Source organism: Paenibacillus sp. ClWae2A, from assembly GCF_032452295.1.
Classification (GTDB): Bacteria; Bacillota; Bacilli; order Paenibacillales; family Paenibacillaceae; genus Paenibacillus.
Genome location: NZ_JAULSQ010000001.1, coordinates 1,329,245 through 1,347,219 on the forward strand (window position 1 = coordinate 1,329,245; position 17,975 = coordinate 1,347,219).

At 46.6% G+C, this 17,975-nt stretch carries 16 protein-coding genes; all 16 read right to left on the reverse strand.

The window, feature by feature from the left end; translation table 11 throughout:
- Positions 1–54: 54 nt before the first annotated feature.
- Entirely contained in the window at positions 55–759 is a 705-nt protein-coding gene (locus QVE09_RS05480) for a DnaD domain protein (protein WP_315936013.1), read from the reverse strand.
- 20 nt (positions 760–779) lie between these two features.
- Positions 780–2,075 (reverse strand): asparagine--tRNA ligase, encoded by a 1,296-nt coding sequence (gene asnS, locus QVE09_RS05485; protein WP_017687752.1) that lies wholly within the window; start codon positions 2,073–2,075, stop codon positions 780–782.
- Positions 2,076–2,176: 101 nt separating this feature from the next.
- A complete protein-coding gene (locus tag QVE09_RS05490; protein ID WP_315936014.1) occupies positions 2,177–3,382 on the reverse strand; it encodes an acetate/propionate family kinase in 1,206 nt (401 codons plus the stop codon).
- Positions 3,379–4,251 carry a 3-hydroxyacyl-CoA dehydrogenase family protein gene (locus QVE09_RS05495; RefSeq protein WP_062835158.1) on the reverse strand — a complete coding sequence of 291 codons (873 nt, stop codon included), beginning with the start codon at positions 4,249–4,251 and terminating at the stop codon, positions 3,379–3,381. Before QVE09_RS05495 ends, QVE09_RS05490 begins: the two co-directional genes overlap by 4 nt.
- 133 nt (positions 4,252–4,384) lie before the next feature.
- Positions 4,385–5,887, reverse strand: coding sequence for an AAA family ATPase (locus QVE09_RS05500; RefSeq protein ID WP_315936015.1), 1,503 nt, complete (start codon positions 5,885–5,887; stop codon positions 4,385–4,387).
- On the reverse strand, positions 5,880–6,407 hold the full coding sequence (locus tag QVE09_RS05505; protein ID WP_017687748.1) for a hypothetical protein: 528 nt from the start codon (positions 6,405–6,407) through the stop codon (positions 5,880–5,882). The genes QVE09_RS05500 and QVE09_RS05505 overlap by 8 nt, the downstream gene beginning before the upstream one ends.
- A gap of 300 nt (positions 6,408–6,707) precedes the next feature.
- Positions 6,708–7,238, reverse strand: a complete 531-nt coding sequence (locus tag QVE09_RS05510; RefSeq protein ID WP_315936016.1) for a cell wall elongation regulator TseB-like domain-containing protein — start codon at positions 7,236–7,238, stop codon at positions 6,708–6,710.
- A 37-nt stretch (positions 7,239–7,275) separates the two neighbouring features.
- Positions 7,276–8,583 carry an amidohydrolase gene (locus QVE09_RS05515; RefSeq protein ID WP_315936017.1) on the reverse strand — a complete coding sequence of 436 codons (1,308 nt, stop codon included), beginning with the start codon at positions 8,581–8,583 and terminating at the stop codon, positions 7,276–7,278.
- Complete coding sequence (locus QVE09_RS05520; protein WP_062835163.1) at positions 8,570–9,223, reverse strand: redox-sensing transcriptional repressor Rex; 654 nt, start codon at positions 9,221–9,223, stop codon at positions 8,570–8,572. Before QVE09_RS05520 ends, QVE09_RS05515 begins: the two co-directional genes overlap by 14 nt.
- Before the next feature lie 219 nt (positions 9,224–9,442).
- Positions 9,443–12,304: an ATP-dependent DNA helicase DinG gene (dinG, locus tag QVE09_RS05525; RefSeq protein WP_315936018.1), complete on the reverse strand. Its 2,862-nt coding sequence runs from the start codon at positions 12,302–12,304 to the stop codon at positions 9,443–9,445.
- A gap of 141 nt (positions 12,305–12,445) precedes the next feature.
- On the reverse strand, positions 12,446–13,093 hold the full coding sequence (locus tag QVE09_RS05530; protein ID WP_036607621.1) for a tetratricopeptide repeat protein: 648 nt from the start codon (positions 13,091–13,093) through the stop codon (positions 12,446–12,448).
- Between the two features lie 93 nt (positions 13,094–13,186).
- Positions 13,187–13,570, reverse strand: a complete 384-nt coding sequence (panD, locus tag QVE09_RS05535; protein ID WP_017687742.1) for an aspartate 1-decarboxylase — start codon at positions 13,568–13,570, stop codon at positions 13,187–13,189.
- Positions 13,563–14,459: a pantoate--beta-alanine ligase gene (panC, locus tag QVE09_RS05540; RefSeq protein WP_315936019.1), complete on the reverse strand. Its 897-nt coding sequence runs from the start codon at positions 14,457–14,459 to the stop codon at positions 13,563–13,565. The genes panD and panC overlap by 8 nt, the downstream gene beginning before the upstream one ends.
- Entirely contained in the window at positions 14,456–15,334 is an 879-nt protein-coding gene (panB, locus tag QVE09_RS05545; RefSeq protein WP_036672039.1) for a 3-methyl-2-oxobutanoate hydroxymethyltransferase, read from the reverse strand. The genes panC and panB overlap by 4 nt, the downstream gene beginning before the upstream one ends.
- 344 nt (positions 15,335–15,678) lie before the next feature.
- Positions 15,679–16,656, reverse strand: coding sequence for a biotin--[acetyl-CoA-carboxylase] ligase (locus tag QVE09_RS05550; RefSeq protein WP_315936020.1), 978 nt, complete (start codon positions 16,654–16,656; stop codon positions 15,679–15,681).
- A complete protein-coding gene (locus tag QVE09_RS05555) occupies positions 16,643–17,941 on the reverse strand; it encodes a CCA tRNA nucleotidyltransferase (protein WP_315936021.1) in 1,299 nt (432 codons plus the stop codon). The genes QVE09_RS05550 and QVE09_RS05555 overlap by 14 nt, the downstream gene beginning before the upstream one ends.
- Positions 17,942–17,975 lie beyond the last annotated feature (34 nt).

The window sequence follows — 17,975 nt, forward strand, 5'->3', positions numbered from 1 at the left end:
AAAACAGGCACAGAATGACTTCTGGCCTGTTTTTTGTCCATGTCTACACTTGAATTAACGTCCACCATTACGAAACCGCTGCGTGTACGCCTTTGCGTCTTGAACGGTCTTTACACGATTACGACTCCACTCAAGCAGTATTCGATCGATATACCGGAAATGTACTTTGCCTGCAAAAACCGCTTCCTTCAGAGCCATTAGAATCAATTCCTCTTGATAACGGTCCTGATCCAACCAGCTGGATATCGTCTCACACTCCATTGGAGAGAGCGGACGTCCGAATTCTTTTTCAAAAATGGAGAACATGTTCCGTTCTTCCTCTTCTTTTTGAACACTGTTCGAATCTTGACGTGCTGTATTACTGCTCAGCTGCTCCGCACGGAATGCGGCTACTTCTTCAGCAGTGCAAGCTGCAAGCTTGGCATATAATCCATGTAAATCATATCTCTCGTACTGGATGTCCCGTTCTTCGTCACGGTGCTCGTCAATAGCAATATACCCATCCCTCATCAGTCGTTGCAACATTCTGGCAATGCCTTCAGGTGCAAGTCCCATGCGCGCCGCAAGCTCTTCAAGCGTGGGAAACTCATTGAACTCTGCCTGACGGAACCCTAGCAGTTGAATCAGAAGAAGCACTTCTGCATCTGATAGGCCAAGCTGGTGATAATAACGTAACAAGGCATACGGCAGATGGGCTGTACCTGATGTCATGCCATAAGCTGCTCCATCCAACCAAGCTTTGGATGTGGTGTCTTCCATAGATGCTCCTCGGTTAAGCATTAAGGGTACAGACGATAGAGCATACGTGGGAAAGCGATTGTTTCACGTACATGATCCAATCCACAGATCCATGCTACCGTCCGCTCCAATCCCAGACCGAAACCGGAGTGAGGAACCGATCCGTATTTACGCAAATCCAGATACCATTGATAAGCTTCATCCGAGAGATTGTGCTCCTCAAAACGTTGTTGCATCAATTCCGGATCATCGATACGCTGCGAACCGCCAATAATCTCTCCGTAGCCTTCTGGTGCAATCATATCAGCACAGAGGACAACTTCAGGACGATTCGGATCTGGTTTCATATAAAATGCCTTGATTCCAGCAGGGTAATGCGTGATAAAGACGGGTGTATTGTACTTCTCAGCAATTGCTGTTTCGTGCGGTGCACCAAAGTCTTCTCCCCAAGGAATATCAAAGCCTTGTCCATGCAGGAATTCAATCGCTTCATCATACGTAATTCGTGGGAATGGCGCTACGATGCCTTCGAGTTTGGATACGTCACGACCGATAGATTCCAGTTCTGCACGGCAGTTTTTCACCACGGATTGAACGACATGAGCGATAAATTTCTCTTGTACACGCAGACTTTCCTCGTGATCTACAAATGCCATTTCCGGCTCAATCATCCAGAACTCAATCAAGTGGCGACGTGTTTTGGACTTCTCAGCTCGGAATGTTGGACCAAAGGAGTATACTTTGCCCAGCGCCATCGCTGCGGCTTCCATATACAATTGACCACTTTGTGTCAGATAAGCATCTTCATCAAAGTATTTGATGTGGAACAGGTTAGTTGTTCCTTCCGCAGACGATGGTGTCAAAATCGGAGGATCAACTTGTGTGAATCCGTTACCATCAAAGAACTGCTGAACAGCGCGAATAATCTCTGCACGAATCACCATAACAGCACGTTGCTTCGTAGAACGAAGCCACAGATGACGATGGTCCATCAAGAAATCAACACCGTGCTCTTTAGGCGTAATTGGATAGTTTTCAGTCAGGTGAATGATCTCAACCCCTGTAACAGTCATCTCGTAACCAGACGCACTGCGAGGTTCTTCACGAATAATACCTGTAACATACAAAGAGCTTTCTTGTGTCAGGCTCTTGGCATTGTTCCAGATCTCTTCACTAACTTCACTTTTTACAACAACCCCTTGGATATATCCGGTTCCATCACGCAGCTGCAAAAACTGAATTTTACCGCTGGAACGTTTGTTGTTAATCCAGGCACCGATTGTTACGGTTTCGCCCACATGCTCGTTCACATTACGAATTACACAATTCGTATTCATGCCCATATCTCCCCTTGGTTCCTGAATTTGAAAATGCAGCGGGCAGGCTTATGCCTGTCCTCTGCACTTCCTTGTCATTCTATATTTACTTTACAGTTAGATTACTGGGAATTCAATACGATTCGATGTGTATCGCGTGCAATTACCAATTCTTCGTTTGTTGGCACAACGAGAACTTCCACTTTGGAATTCGCTGTTGTGATCCGGCGTGGTTCGCCAGAACGAATGGCATTCAGCGCTTCATCCAGTTCAACACCCAGATAAGTGAGCTGCTCACATACTTTTTGGCGAAGAACAACGGAGTTCTCACCTACACCAGCCGTAAAGACGATCACGTCTACACCGTTCATTGCAGCTGCATATGATCCGATGTATTTACGCAGACGGTATTCGTACATTTCAAAAGCAAGCGTGGAGTTGGCATCGCCATTCTCCATACCTTCCGTAATCTCACGCATGTCACTGCTGATTCCCGAGATCGCAAGCAATCCACTGTGTTTGTTCAGCATGGAGTTCACTTCGCTCACGCTCAGTTCTTCCTTGTTCATTACATAAGGTACGATAGCTGGATCAAGGTCACCACTACGTGTTCCCATCATCAGTCCCTCAAGTGGAGTCATACCCATCGAAGTATCCACGGATACGCCACCTTTAACTGCTGTTACACTACCACCGTTACCTACGTGACAAGTGATGATTTTCAGATCTTCCAATGGACGATCCAGATACTCAGCAGCAGCCTTGCTTACGAAATCATGGGAAGTACCATGTGCGCCGTAACGACGAACTTTATATTTTTTGTAAAGCACACGCGGAATAGCATACAGATAAGCTTTTTCCGGCATCGTCTGATGGAACGCTGTATCAAAGACCATTACCTGAGGCACACCTGGCATATTTAATTCAGCTGCACGAATACCCATCATTGCAGCAGGGTTATGAAGTGGAGCCAAGTCGAACAAACGACGAATTTCAGCTTTGGCAGCATCATCTACCAATGCAGATTCTTTAAATGCTTCACCACCGTGAACAACACGGTGTCCAACAGCTTGAATTTCACTTACAGAATCCAGTACACCATTTTCTTTGTGAGTCAGAATATCTATGACTTTACGGATCGCTGTTGTGTGTTCCAAAATTTCACTAACTTCTGTAACATCCTCACGGCCTGTCGGTTTGTGTGTCAGAATGGAGGAATCCATTCCGATCCGCTCTACCAGACCTTTAGCAAGTACAGATTCGTCAGTCATATTATACAGTTGATATTTGAGCGAGGAACTCCCCGCATTAATTACGAGTACTTTCACAGTCGGTCACCATCCTTGTCGTACTTGAAGAATCCTTCGCCTGTTTTGACACCCAGGTGTCCTGCACGCACCATTTTCTTCAGGACCGTAGAAGGACGATATTTCAATTCTCCGAATTCACGGAACATTCTTTCGAGTGCAGCTTCAACAGAATCCAATCCGAAACGGTCAGCCATTTCGAGTGGTCCATGTTGGAAGTTGTATCCGATACGCATTGCATCATCGATATCTTCAGCAGATGCAACACCTTCTTGCAATACATGCAACGCTTCGTTAATCAGCAGGCAGATCAAGCGGGAAGTTACGAATCCAGGTGATTCATAGATCATGACTCCTTTTTTGTCCGCTACTTCTTCAACAAAACGTCTAGTCTCTTCGAATGTTGTATCTGAAGTTTTCAGTCCACGAATAATCTCTACAAGATCAACCCGGGATACCGGGTGAATAAAGTGCATACCAATAACACGCTCCGGGTATTTGGTCGAGCTTGCAAGCTCGGTCAAACTCAGCGTGGATGTATTACTTGCCAAAATGACATTGCTTGGGCAAACTTGGTCCAGTTGGCTGAATACTGCTTTTTTCGCATCCAGATCCTCTGAAATTGTCTCAATGACCATGTCGCAAGTTCCAAGTTCAGCTAAATGAGCTACCTTGGTAATACGGGAAAGAATCAATTTCTTCTCCGCTTTTGTAATCGCCCATTTCTCCAGTTGTTTATCCAAATTGGTTTCGATCATGTCATATGCATGATCCAGCTTTTGTGTTGTGTGCTCCACGAGAAGCACATCAAGTCCTTTGGCTGCGAGCATCTGGGAAATACCTTGCCCCATCGTACCGCCGCCGACAACTCCTATTTTTTTGAAAAACATGGTTCTGCTCCATCCTTTCGGTTCTCTATTTCTCTATTGTACCCTGTTCGCCGAAAATTACAAATTTCGACCCAACATATAATAATATCTTAGCACGAGTGAAATGTAAAAAAAAATAACCAGCATAAATAAATTATGCTGGTAGAAGGGCACTGTCACGAAATTGACAACGAAATTGTTCACCAGACAATACTTCCTCACTAATCAAGATGTCGAGTGAATTGTCGAAAATTGTCCGTTGTTCTTCAAGCAACCGCTTTGTCTGTTCCATCAGTTCTTGAAGAATTAATTTATTCTCTCGCATCAGTTCCTCGGTTGTTACCATATCCATGTTCACAATCCCAAGTGAAGTCAACCCGGAAGCCATCATCGTCTGCACAACGTTGGTTGCCTGATCGAAGTCATTGCGTGAACCTGTGGAACGTCCACCGTAGTACATTTCCTCCGCAGCTGCTCCTCCGAGTGCAATCATGATCTGCTCTTCCAGAAAGCGCTTCGTATAGAGGAACTGTTCCTGTTGCGGGTTATGACGCACATAGCCCAGCGCTTGCCCACGCGGACTGAGTGCCACCTGGCTTACACTGCCTGGACGCACGAGTTCAGCCATAATGGCATGTCCCAACTCATGAATGGCGACCCTTTTCTTCTCTTCCACACTGGACTCACGGTCTGTCTTCTCACCCATCATGACTTTATCAATAGCCAAGGACAAATGCCGCTGTTCAATGTTTAACAGCCCGTCCCGCATGGCGTATATAGCTGCCTCGTTCATCACACTTTCGAGCTGTGCACCGGAGAAACCATACGATTCTTCGGCTGTCTTCTCCAGATTAACTTCCTTCATCAGAGGTTTATTCACCGCATGCAGTTCCAAAATATGCTTTCTGCCCTTCTTGTCAGGCAAGTCCACTTGAATGTGGCGGTCAAAACGTCCCGGACGCGTCAAGGCGCTATCCAGCATTTCTTTGCGGTTCGTTGCAGCGATAACCAGTATTCTTGGCGTATCGGAAGAATAGATTCCATCCATTTCCGTCAGGAGCTGATTCAGGGTCTGATCATATTCACGCTGTTGACCACCTTCACGTTTACCCCCGATGACATCGATTTCATCGATAAATATAATAGCGTTTTCCTTATTTTCCTTGGTGGCACGGGTTCTCGCGTCCTTGAACAAATCCCGAATTCTGCTGGCACCCACACCAACATACATTTCCACGAACTCACTACCCGATGCTGCTACAAAAACAGAATCGGTGTAATGGGCAGCAGCCTTGGCCATCAACGTTTTGCCTGTCCCTGGAGGGCCCGTCAGCAAGATCCCTTTTAACGGGCGAATCCCGAACTTGCGAATTTCTTCATGTTTGATGAGAAAGTCAAGCGCTTCACGCAATTCCTGCTTGGCACTGTCCTGACCACCAATTTCTTCAAAAGTAAGCTTGGAAGGTCCTTTTTTCTTCCGTTTACGTTCCTGTGCAGCGCCTACTGTAATCCCGCCACGCATTTGCATCATGAACAGCAAAGCTCCGACAAACACCGCTGCAATTAGAATCGGAACAATATTAACACCAGTAAAAGCAAGGAAAATAATCAATACGGGAAAAAATCCGATGGCAACTTCTTTTGTCCACTTAGGCATTAGGCCACACTCCTATCTGACCGGGCACACGCGGCAGAATAATAAACTTGCTGGCATCTCCGTCTCTGAGACTGACATATACATTGTTGTCATCCATCGCTGTATTTACCTTTATTCCATTCGTTGCCATCTTCGACAACGTTGGTGTAATCTCGGTGTACTGCTTGTTCTCCATCGCCTGAGCTACGGTAAACATTGCATCACCCCACCAACTCTCCAGTGCTTCACTGGAATGATCCACAACATCCAACTTTAGTGAACGTGTTCCAATCAAGGTCTGTCCTTCTTTGTGAATATATTGTACCAGTCTGCCCAAATCAACATCAGGTTGCAGATCCAGTTTCAATTGTACGTCATTGCGGTTAATAGTTAATTGAACGTCATTGACTCCATCGTACTGGGTAACCATCTTTTCAATCGGATTCTGCACAGCCACCTGACGATACACAAACCAACCTCCAAACAACACAACGGCTGAAATGACGGCAGTTAAAGCAATAGGCAATACTTTTAGCTTCAAGTGAATTACCCCTCCCAGATTTTGGCCTAACCTACTGGCTTATTGGTATATACGAATATGTGCACATTGACTCCTGCGAGAATTTCGACAGGATTATTTGTTTTGAATGTAACTTCGAGTACATATCTGAGTATATCACATCGTATATACAATTTCGAAGGCGAAAATATGAATAAATTATTAATTTTAACTATTTAAATCAAATATGTTTACAGGCAACACAAAGAACCGGTTCAGTCTGATATCCGTCTGCCGGTTCTTTCGTTTCTTTAATTCTCTAGCTATGTCCCTCTATTTGTTCTAGCTGTTCGGGAGTGTGTAGACCAGGTCCACCTGTTCTCCATTGCTAAAACGATAAAACCGATAGTGGTTATGCGTACCGTCTTTATAATACACTTGCCACACATATATTCCATTCACAACGCCGGGCATGATTCGTTTAATCTCACCGGCAGGAACTTCGGAACTAAAGCGATTGCGTATCTGCGCTTCGGACAAGCCATTCTGCAGCAGCTCACTGTGTACAGCGTTTGCACCCGTAGCAGGTTGATTGTTTTCATCGAATTTGACCCAGACCATAACATCCTGGTTGTCCTTGTTTTTGCCGATCAGGGTCCAGTAGATGTTGTCAGAGCCTTCTTTGTCTCCCCAGATGTACTTGCGCAATTCATCATAGGATGTAATGCCCAGTTGCTTCTGTGCTGCCTGTATGGCGAGCGCTTCTTCCTTGCGCTGGTCCTGCGTGACATAGACGTAATAACGCTGAAGTCCAAACAAAATCAGAACAAGTGCAAGCAGCGAAATCCATATCCACTTCTTTTTTTTCTTCAAAAGCCGAACTTCCTTTCCCTATGATGCTGTCCTGCAATTATCGAGCAAGCAGACCATCAAATGCCAATTGAGACTCACGCAAAATGCGCTCTTCATCAAGTGTCAGACATTCACCATGTTTAACCACTTGTTTCCCATCCACCCATACGTGCTCTACATCTTTGGCAGAAGCCGAGTAGATGGTATGCGAGATCAGGTCTGTATGTGGATAGAAATGTGCCTGTTCAATGTCCAAGGCGATAAAATCAGCCTTCATGCCGACCTGGAGTGCTCCGGTATTGTTCAAGAAGATGGATTTGGCGCCATATGACGTTCCGAGTAGTAACGCTTCGCCTGCTGGCACTGCCGTCGGGTCACCAGATACACCTTTGTGGATCAATGCAGCCAGTCTCATTTCCTCGAACATATCCAGGTTGTTGTTGCTTGCCGGTCCGTCTGTTCCGAGTGACACGGTAACTCCTGCTTTCAGCAACGCAGGTACCCGCGCAACACCGGAAGCCAGTTTCAGGTTACTTCCCGGGTTATGGGATACAGCCACATCATGACGGGCCAGAATCTCAATCTCTTCGTCATTCAGATGCACCGCATGTGCAACCAGAGATGGACGGGAGAAAAAGCCCAGTTTCTCCAGATGTGCCACAGGGCGCAGTCCATAATCAGCCACGTTCTGCTCGACTTCACGAAGCGTTTCCGACATATGTGTATGAAGGGGAAGGTTTAGGTCGTTCGCGACCTGCACAAGCTTCTCTATGTAGTCAGGAGGGCATGTATATGGTGCGTGTGGCGAGATTACGGTTGTAATGCGACCATCTGCCTGTCCATTCCACTCACGCGCAAACGCTGCCGACTCCTCCAGCTTCCGCAATTGCTCTTCTTCCGAGCACAGCCCGATTACACCACGTGCCAGTGCTGCTCTAGCTCCGGATTGCTTCACAACTTTGGCAACTTGATCCATGTGATCGTACATGTCCAGGAACGCTGTAGTTCCGCCTTTCAACATTTCAAGCACCGATAGCGAAGTTCCCCAATATACATCTTCTGAAGTCATTTTCGCTTCCATCGGCCACATTTTTTCCTGCAACCATACTTGCAATGCAAGATCGTCTCCGTGCCCTCTGAGCAACGACATCGCAGCATGACCATGCGTATTGATCAGACCCGGCAGGAAGAACAATCCTTTTCCATCCACTTTGGTACAATTTTTGTCTCCATCCGGCAATGTCTCACCAATATGCACAATCTTGTCATTTTCGACAACCATGTATCCTTGAACCACATTCCATGTTGTGCCGCCTTCATTAACGGCAAATTTGCCGTTGTGGATTACCCATCTATTTGTTGTCATCTTCCTCGTCGTCCTTTCCAGTCTCCAAGTAATAGGCCAAACTAAGCAGATCCGTTGTAAAGTCAGCATGGTGAATGCGGATATGCGGCGGTGTTTTTAGAATGGTTGGTGCAAAATTAAGGATTGCTTCGATTCCGGATTCAATAAGCTGATCGGCTACATTCTGGGCTTCCGTATCCGGAACCGTGATAATTCCAATGCGGATGTTGTCCGTTTTAACCGCTTCTGTCAATTCATTCATTGGTTTTACCGTCAAACTGTTGATTTGACTACCAATCTTCGGTCCATATGCATCAAATACAGCAACAATCTTCATGTTGTCTTTCAGATATGCGTTATAGTTGGACAAAGCCTGTCCAAGGTTACCCGCGCCTACCAGAGCTACATTAATTTGCTGATCAATTTTGAGAATATGACGAATTTTCTCGATCAAATAGGATACATCATACCCGATCCCTTTACGACCAAAATCACCGAAGTAAGCCAGGTCTTTACGAATTTGGGCCGGATTCAGATCCAGCCTCTGTCCAAGCTCTTGAGAAGAAACAGTAGCCACCTCACGCTGATGCAACTCGCTCAAATAACGCAAGTATACAGGCAGCCGTCGTACCACCGCTTCCGAAATTTTATCCGATTTCATTCTTGCTCCCCCTTACCAAGGCCACGATAAAATAATAGATGAAAAGATGAGCATTCTGTATAAAACTCAAAGATAAACGTGACATTTTATACAGAATGCTCCTTGTAATTTAGGTTATAAGTTCTTACGTGCAACTGCTTTAATCGAATACGGAAATATCTAATAAAGTTTAACGCCAAACGATAGTGTCATGCAATGATATAACGAACAAAACAACGATTATTCTTGTTCATTAGCAGGTTTTTCTAACCACTCGGTAATTCGTGGAACCATCTGCTCCGTGAGCATGTGCTCCATTTTGGGACCAGGTAAAGAATATAAAAAGAATTTACCATAGTACGCTTCAATCACCCGTGTATCATAAACAATGACAATACCTCTGTCCTTCGCTGTACGCACCAATCGGCCAAATCCCTGCTTGAAACGAATAACCGCTTGTGGCACGGAAAGTTTCATGAACGGATTTTTCTTCTGTTCCTGAAGCAACTCACTCTTGGCTTCCACCAACGGATGATTCGGTGGCTGGAAAGGCAATCGCACAATAGCAAGACAGGTCAGTGCATCACCAGGGATATCTACACCCTCCCAGAAGCTGCTTGTGCCCAGAAGTACCGTAGCTTTGGCATCCTGGAACCTACGAGTCAACTTGGAGCGGCTTCCACTGTCCACGCCTTGCCCTAGCAACGAGATGTCGTTACCAGACAGCGCCTCCTTCAGCGGGTCATAGACCTGTCGCAACATCTTGTATGAAGTAAACAGAACCATCATGCGTCCACGCGTTGCAATTGCGGTCTCTGCGAGGGATTGCACCAGCATATTGACAAAGTGCGCATCACCCACACTGCCCTTCACACTCGGGAAATCACGCGGAATCACCAGAAGTGCCTGATCACGATAGTTGAAAGGTGATGGCAACATCGATGTCAACAGCCGATTATTATCGGCTGCTTCCTGCAAGCCAAGCTGCTCAATCATGAACTGGAATGACTTATCCACAGAGAGCGTAGCCGAGGTAAGCACAACGCTTTTCTTTTTATCAAAAAACAAATCCTTAAGTTGTGCACTTACATCTACAGGTACAGCATACAGCTGAAGAGATTTACTGCGGAACTGACCGCTGGCTTCCATCCAGTACACCGTTTTGGCATCATCCATACGCATGAAGAAACGCAGATTCTCCTTCAATGTGGTCAGATCTTTCAGCAGTCCTGTAATGTCCGTGATCAAGCTATCCGATTGATAATCATCCTGATCCTCTTTCACCTCAAGCAGCAATTTGTCCCCTTTGCGAACCAAATCGCCCAGAGTCACATAGATCTGGTTCTCCAGATCCTGCAACTCCTGCCATTTCGCAGGTTTTTGAGATGCCTTTAGACGCAGGGAAAATTGCCCCGTCTCGCCCGGTGAAGCATCACTTCGTTCAGGCAATAGACCGAACAGGGCATCGCTCATCCGATCCCACAGTTCCTTAACCTCAACAGCCAGCGGGAACATCTGATCCACCATGGAGCCCCACTGCACCGAATTTTCATGCCCCGATAACTGCGAACGAAGCATAGGCAGTTGTCCATTACGACTGTCTTTAAACAGACGGGTCAGCGTATGAACCAACGTGAAATATTTCATATGCATTCCAAGATGTTTACCAGCTACATCCTCCAGATGATGGGCCTCATCGATCACAAGACTTTCATAGGCTGGTAACAGCTGATGCGCTGCTTTGACATCCGTAAACAATTTGGAGTGATTGGTAATTACGATATCAGACAACCCGGCCTCATGTTTGGCGCGATGATAGAAACATTTGCGGAACCATGGACAAGATCTTCCCAGACAGGACTCCGATTCGCTCTGTACCGTCTCCCAGAAGTCGCCTCCGCGTCCGCTAAGGTTAAGCTCCTCATCATCTCCAGTTTCGGTCTGTGTAAGCCACACAATCATCTGAGCGGCCGTGAAATAATCCTCTTTAGGTGTGGCGAATTCACGTTTATTGATTTTGTGTTCGAATTTGCGCAGGCACAGATAATGTCCACGTCCTTTGAAGACAGCAGCTTTAAACGGAAACGGAACCACTTGGGTCAGCATTGGAATGTCACGCTCTCTCAATTGCTCCTGCAGATTGATCGTATGCGTGCTGACCATGACTTTCTGTTCTTGCTTCACACTTTCGTAAATAGCAGGCAACAGATAACCCAGAGATTTACCTGTACCCGTTCCAGCTTCGATCAAGAGATGTTTCTCTTCATCCAGGGCTTGCCTTACACTGCTGAACATCTGAGTCTGCGCTTCCCGCTCTTCGTAATGATCCAGCGTATCCTTCAGGTTCTCCCGAACCTGATCCATAAATTGTTCGAAGCTTACGCCATCGAGGGGGTTGCCCTCTCGCTCATCGCGTGGTGCACCAATATCGGTCCAATCACTTACATTAAGAGCAAGCTGACGATAATAGGTATGTCCGTCCAGATCCTGAATCGGCTCTGCTTCCTTCTCACTGCGCATTCCATCCAAGAACCAGCCCAAGTCACTGTCTTCTGGTGCGAACAGGTCACTGAGCCGCTGAATCGTTATGAGCGGTAATTCCTTTAACTCATCCAAACACTTGAGCAGCACATAGGCTGTCGCCAGTGCATCACTGTCTGCCTGGTGAGGGCGATCATGTTGAAATCCAAATTCGGAAGACACATAACCGAGTTGATAAGAACCCAGTGATGGAAATGTAATCTTCAGAAAATCAATCGTGTCCAGAATGCGGCCAGTGAACGGCAAATAACCGCAACGGTCAAGAGCATTCTGCAAAAAGTGAAAATCAAAAGCGACGTTGTGTCCAACAAGCACCACATCATTAAGCAGCGGAACCATCTCCATCATCATCTCTTCGAGTGAAGGAGCGTCCGCTACATCTGCATCGGTAATACCCGTCAACCCCGAAATAAACGGGGGAATCGGTACACCAGGGTTCACATAAGAACTATATATTTGAGTTATGCTGTAGTCATGATCTATGATGGCAAGTCCGGCCTGTATAATCTCACCGTCGGACTGCGTGCCGGTTGTTTCGAAATCCAATACGGCAAATTTCATTGCAATGTACGGTCCCTTCCATTCCAGTCTATGTTACAGCATAGCAAAAAAAAGGGGATTTGAAAATTAACTGACAAAAAAGCGGTGTCCCCGCCGCTATGCCAAAGGAGGGAACACCGTTTTTTGTCGCCGAATTCCCGCTTAATGAAGGGTCGTCAGCTGATTAGCATATTGCAATTTTCCCCTGTTCAACCTGCAAGCTTCCATGTTGTACAGTGGTTCGGTCAATGTCGGGTCATACTGAAGGGCCTGTGCAAAGAGTGAACATGCAGCTTCGGGATTCGCAAGCTTGGCTTGAATACAGCCCAGGGCGTTACATACAAGCCCTTTTAAGCGAGGTGAACCCTTAAGGTACATGATCTGCTGCAAATGTGTCCCGGCTTCCGCCATTTGTTCCAGATTCAGATACGCGAGCGCCAGGTAAAAACGAGTCAATGCACTCTCCGGATGGTCGGTCACAACCCGGGAGAACTGCATGATCGCCTGCGGATACATCTGCAATTTGAAATAGCCCTGACCTCGACTGAAACATTCCAGATGGAGTTCAGGCAGAGCGGTAACAGCTTCCTGTTCCGGTTCAAGGGAAGCAGGCTTATCCATCTCCCGCTCCCTCACCTGGCTCATCTTTTCTTCAAACATCAGCCATTCATCCAGCATTCCGTCACTCATCCGCTTGAGTAAATTCCACTTTTGCAGCAATTCTTGTTTGTTCAGGCCTTCAGCGGAAGGATAGCTCTTGATAATTTCATCTAACATGTCGTTCATTTCTGCGAAAACATGCTGGAACATCGATGCATCCCCACCCTTGAAAAAATGGATTAGTGCAGTGACCTGTACTCATTTTTTGCTTCAAGGGCCGATTTCATTCTCCTTACCAGTCGATTACATAATTGTTGCGTGGACTTCCTGTTTCATCGTTTGTACAGGTTTATTCTGGCCATCTACAAATACAACGGTTGGTTTGTGAGTATTTGCCTCTTCTTGCGACATCATGGCGTAAGAAATGATAATGACGTTATCTCCAGGCTGTACCAGACGTGCAGCTGCGCCGTTAAGACATATGACCCCGCTTCCGCGTGGTCCTGGAATCACATAAGTTTCCAGACGTGCACCATTGTTGTTGTTCACGATTTGCACTTTCTCGTTTTCCATCAAGTCGGATGTTTCCATCAAGTCTTCATCTATGGTAATGCTACCCACATAGTTCAAGTTGGCTTCCGTTACCGTAGCCCGGTGAATTTTGGATTTCATCAGTGTTCTAAACATGGGACAGTACCTCCGATTTTTGCAACCTTATATTGTCAATCAATCTTGTTTTTCCGAATTTCACTGCAAGTGCAATGAGCAGGTCATCACGTCCTTGAACTTCTTCCTGATCTGCGAGCGGCTCCAGACTTGGGAAAGCCTGAATCTCGGCGTAGTCGATAACGGCAAGCGGTGAGGTTGCGATCTGCTCGCGCAGAATACGACGGATATCTGCGGCGTTGATAGCTACACCTGTATCTGCAGCTTCCTGAGCTGCACGCAGTGCCTTCGACAGAACCAATGCCTGTGTGCGATGTTCTGCGCTAAGATAGACATTACGTGAACTCAGGGCAAGACCATCCTCTTCACGAACAATCGGACAGGGTACAATTTCTACAGGCATATTCAAATCATTCACCATCTGTTGAATGACCGCAACCTGCTGAGCGTCTTTCATTCCAAAAAATGCGCGCTGTGGCTGTACGATGTTAAACAGTTTGGAGACTACGGTCGTTACCCCGTCAAAATGCCCCGGACGGGAAGCGCCACATAAGCGCTCCGTCAGTTTTGAGACAGATACCGTCGTTTGTGTTGCCTGTGGATACATCTCTTCAACTGAGGGAATAAATACGATATCCACTCCTTGTGAACGTGCTGTTTCCACATCTCTGGCTTCATCCCGCGGATAGCTGTCAAAATCTTCATTAGGGCCAAATTGAATCGGATTAACGAATATGCTTAATACCACGATATCGCTCTGTTGTCTGGCTGCCTGCATCAAGCTTGCATGACCTTGATGAAGATAACCCATTGTCGGTACCAGACCTACAACGGATGCACTGGACCGAATCGCTTGACGCTTCAAGCTTAGTTCCTGTCTTAACTCTGCGATTGTCCGTAATACTTTCATGAGTTACTCCCCACCTTTTCCTTGCGTTGTCCGCCGTACAGTTGATCCAGAACACCATCCGCAGCATTGAATACATGCTCTTCGGCCGGGAACGAACGATCTTTCACTTCTTTCACGTAAGCTTCGATGCTTGTTCTGATTAATGTACCCACATCTCCATAGGTTTTGACAAAACGTTTGGGCGTATACGGAGAGGCGTATTGAACCACATCATGGAATACCAGTACCTGACCATCACAGCCTCGTCCTGCTCCAATTCCGATGGTAGGGATGGATAGTTCCTCCGAGATCGCCCGTGCAACTTCTTCCGTAACCAGTTCAAGCACAATACCGAACGCACCAGCAGCTTCCAAGGCCTTGGCTTCGTCCATCAGACGTTTCGCATCCGCTGCATCCTTGCCCTGAATGCGGTAACCACCAATCTGATTAACCGATTGAGGTGTCAGCCCGATATGTCCAAGAACAGGCACACCTGCTTGCACAACGGCTCTGACGGTGTCCGCAATCTCGACTCCGCCTTCCATTTTAACCGCATGGGCATGCCCCTCTTGCATCAGTCGACGTACACCCTTAAGTGTCTCATCCACGCTGCCATGATAGGTCATAAAAGGCATATCAGCCACAATAAACGTCTTCTCAGCTCCGCGCACTACGGAACGTGTGTGGTACACCATGTCGTCAATGGTCACCGGAAGCGTCGAGTTATAACCCAGTACTACATTGCCGAGTGAATCACCAACCAGGATCAGATCAATACCTGCTTCCTCTGCTAGGAGCGCTGTTGGATAATCGTAAGCCGTGATCATGGTAAGCGGCACGCCATCCTGCTTATATTTTTTCATTTTCACAATATTCAACGCTTGTTTGTTCGCCATTTTCTCTCATGGCTCCTTTCTTCTTTTCAAATAAACGCAACAAAAAAACCTTTTAGTTTTCCACTAAAAAGTCCCGAAAAGTCAAAAAAGAGTCACTTGCGATCGTCCCTTCTGTCTCGGTCCTCTTCGGCTCAGAGCAGAATCCAACAACTCACTTAAACGTATTTCATTCTTGCACTGCGGTCTGCTTATATAAAACACATCAAAGCAGAACAAAGGTTACTGTTACGGGAGTGCAATTCGGTCTGCATTAGCCGATATCGCCTCACGAACACAGTATACCAAAGTTCTGCTCAAACTTCACGTCTTATGTTCATTTTACCATTGAAAATTCGACAAATTGTTTATGATTTCCAGGAAATCTCACCAGAGATGATTAGTGTATGTTCTCCATCGTGCTTCTCCACGATAAGTGCTCCAGAAGGGTCAAGGCCGATTGCCTTCCCTTCAATGACACCATGAGGATTCGTCACTGTTATCTCTCGATTCATCGATACGGACAGGGCCTCCCATAGAGCTGAGATCACACCGAACCCTTCTTTTTGATACAAAAAATACAACTGTTCAAGCTCCGTCAAAATGGCAGCCGTTAATTTGGTGCGATCAACGGATTGTCCCGTCTCCATCTTGAGCGAAGTAGCGATTGTGGTCAGATCTTCCGGATAATCCTCGGGATCAAAGTTCACGTCAACACCTATACCTGCAATGCAGTATCTGACTTCATGATCTTCCACCGTGGATTCAAGCAATATGCCACATACCTTACGTCCGTCAATCAACACATCATTTGGCCATTTGATGCCTGCATCAGCTCCTGAACAAGCTCGAACGGCACGACATACAGCCACTCCTGTTAATAAAGTTAGCTGCGGCGTATGCTGAAGTGGTAGATCAGGGCGTAACAGGACACTCATCCAGATTCCTTTACCCGGAGGAGAGAACCATTGTCGACCGAAACGTCCTCTTCCTCCTGTTTGTTCTTCTGCAATGACCACAGCACCTTCTGCCTGCCCTTTCTCAGCTAGCTTGAGAACATCCCCTTGCGTAGACAGGGTCGAAGTCAACAAAACAGCCTTACGGCCAAATAAGGTTGTATCCAGTGCCAATTGGAGGGCAGTAGCGTCAATGCTATCCGGCTTCGTTACCAGACGGTATCCTTTGCGGGATACCGCTTCAAACTCATAACCCATGTCTCGCAACTTGTTCACATGTTTCCACACAGCGGTCCGACTGATGGACAGATTACGACTAATCTCTTCACCCGATACAAATCGTCCTTCTGCATTTAATAACATATGTAACAGATCTTCATGTTTGGTCATCTTGAACCACCCGCTTCACTTCTGCACTTAGTGCTGCATGCTGATTCGCTATCGTTCCAATCGCCGTTTCTCTTAACAAATGTTTCATCAGTTGCCCCAGCCAAGGCCCGCCTTTGCGCTGCACCATTTGTAACACTTGTTCCCCTGTGATATCCAGCTCTTTCAAGTCATGCACAGGGATCGATTGACTCCATTCGGCTGCAAGCTCTTGAACCAAAACAACCTGCATTGCTGCCTGTTCGGACTGATTCCGCCACCCTGCTGGCAGTACAGACTGTATTTGAAGCCAATCATCCGCCGCCTGAACACCACAAGCCAGAACAGTAACGATCCAATCGGAACGGAGACTAACCGTATCCTTCTGCTCCTGAACGGAAGTATGAATCAACTGTTCCACCTGAAGGACACCTGTTATACGAGAACGATGTTCATTAGAGAATGTCCACTGACGTAATAATACGTCTGCTTCGTCCTTGCTATAACCGCCAGCAATCAGAAGGAGTGACCAGCGGAGCAACACATGTTCACCTGACAACTGTTCCAGATTGGACAACAACGTCTTGTTAAAACGCGCCGAACTAACCGGCGCTTTGATGTGCGCAAGCGCATCACTTCTGAATAACAGCTCCAATCCTCTTAGAGGATGCGGTCCCGACATCATTTTTACCATCTCGGTACGTACCCGTTCCATTGCTATATGTTGAAGCAGGTCTTTCTGCCTTACAAGACCCTTCCACGTGTTATGGGCAATTTTGAAATCAAATACGGAAGCAAACCGGACACAGCGGAGCATCCGCAGTGCATCTTCACCAAATCGTTCCATCGCAGAACCCACACATCTGACTCGCTCTTCCTTGATATCTGCCTGTCCACCGAATGGGTCAACGATTGTCCCAGTGACGTCCATAGCCAGAGCGTTCATCGTGAAGTCACGCCGCTGTAAGTCTTCCTTGATATCTTGAACAAATTGAACCGCAGCAGGTCTGCGGTTATCCTGATATTCGGATTCTGTTCGAAACGTGGTCACTTCAAAGTAATAACCGCCTGAACGAACGGTAACCGTACCGTGTTGCAAACCTGTAGGAATACAATCGTCAAACAGTTCCATGACTTGCTCAGGAGAAGCAGATGTCGTGATATCCATATCGTCCACAACACGTTCCAGCAATTCGTCACGAACGCAACCACCTACCCAATATGCCTTGTAGCCATGTTTGTTTAATGTTGTGAGTACATTCTCGCTTTGAATTGCCATTTCACGATCTACCTGTGTCCATTGAACCACCACATATCACCTCTTCTCTTGCCTGTTGTGGTAT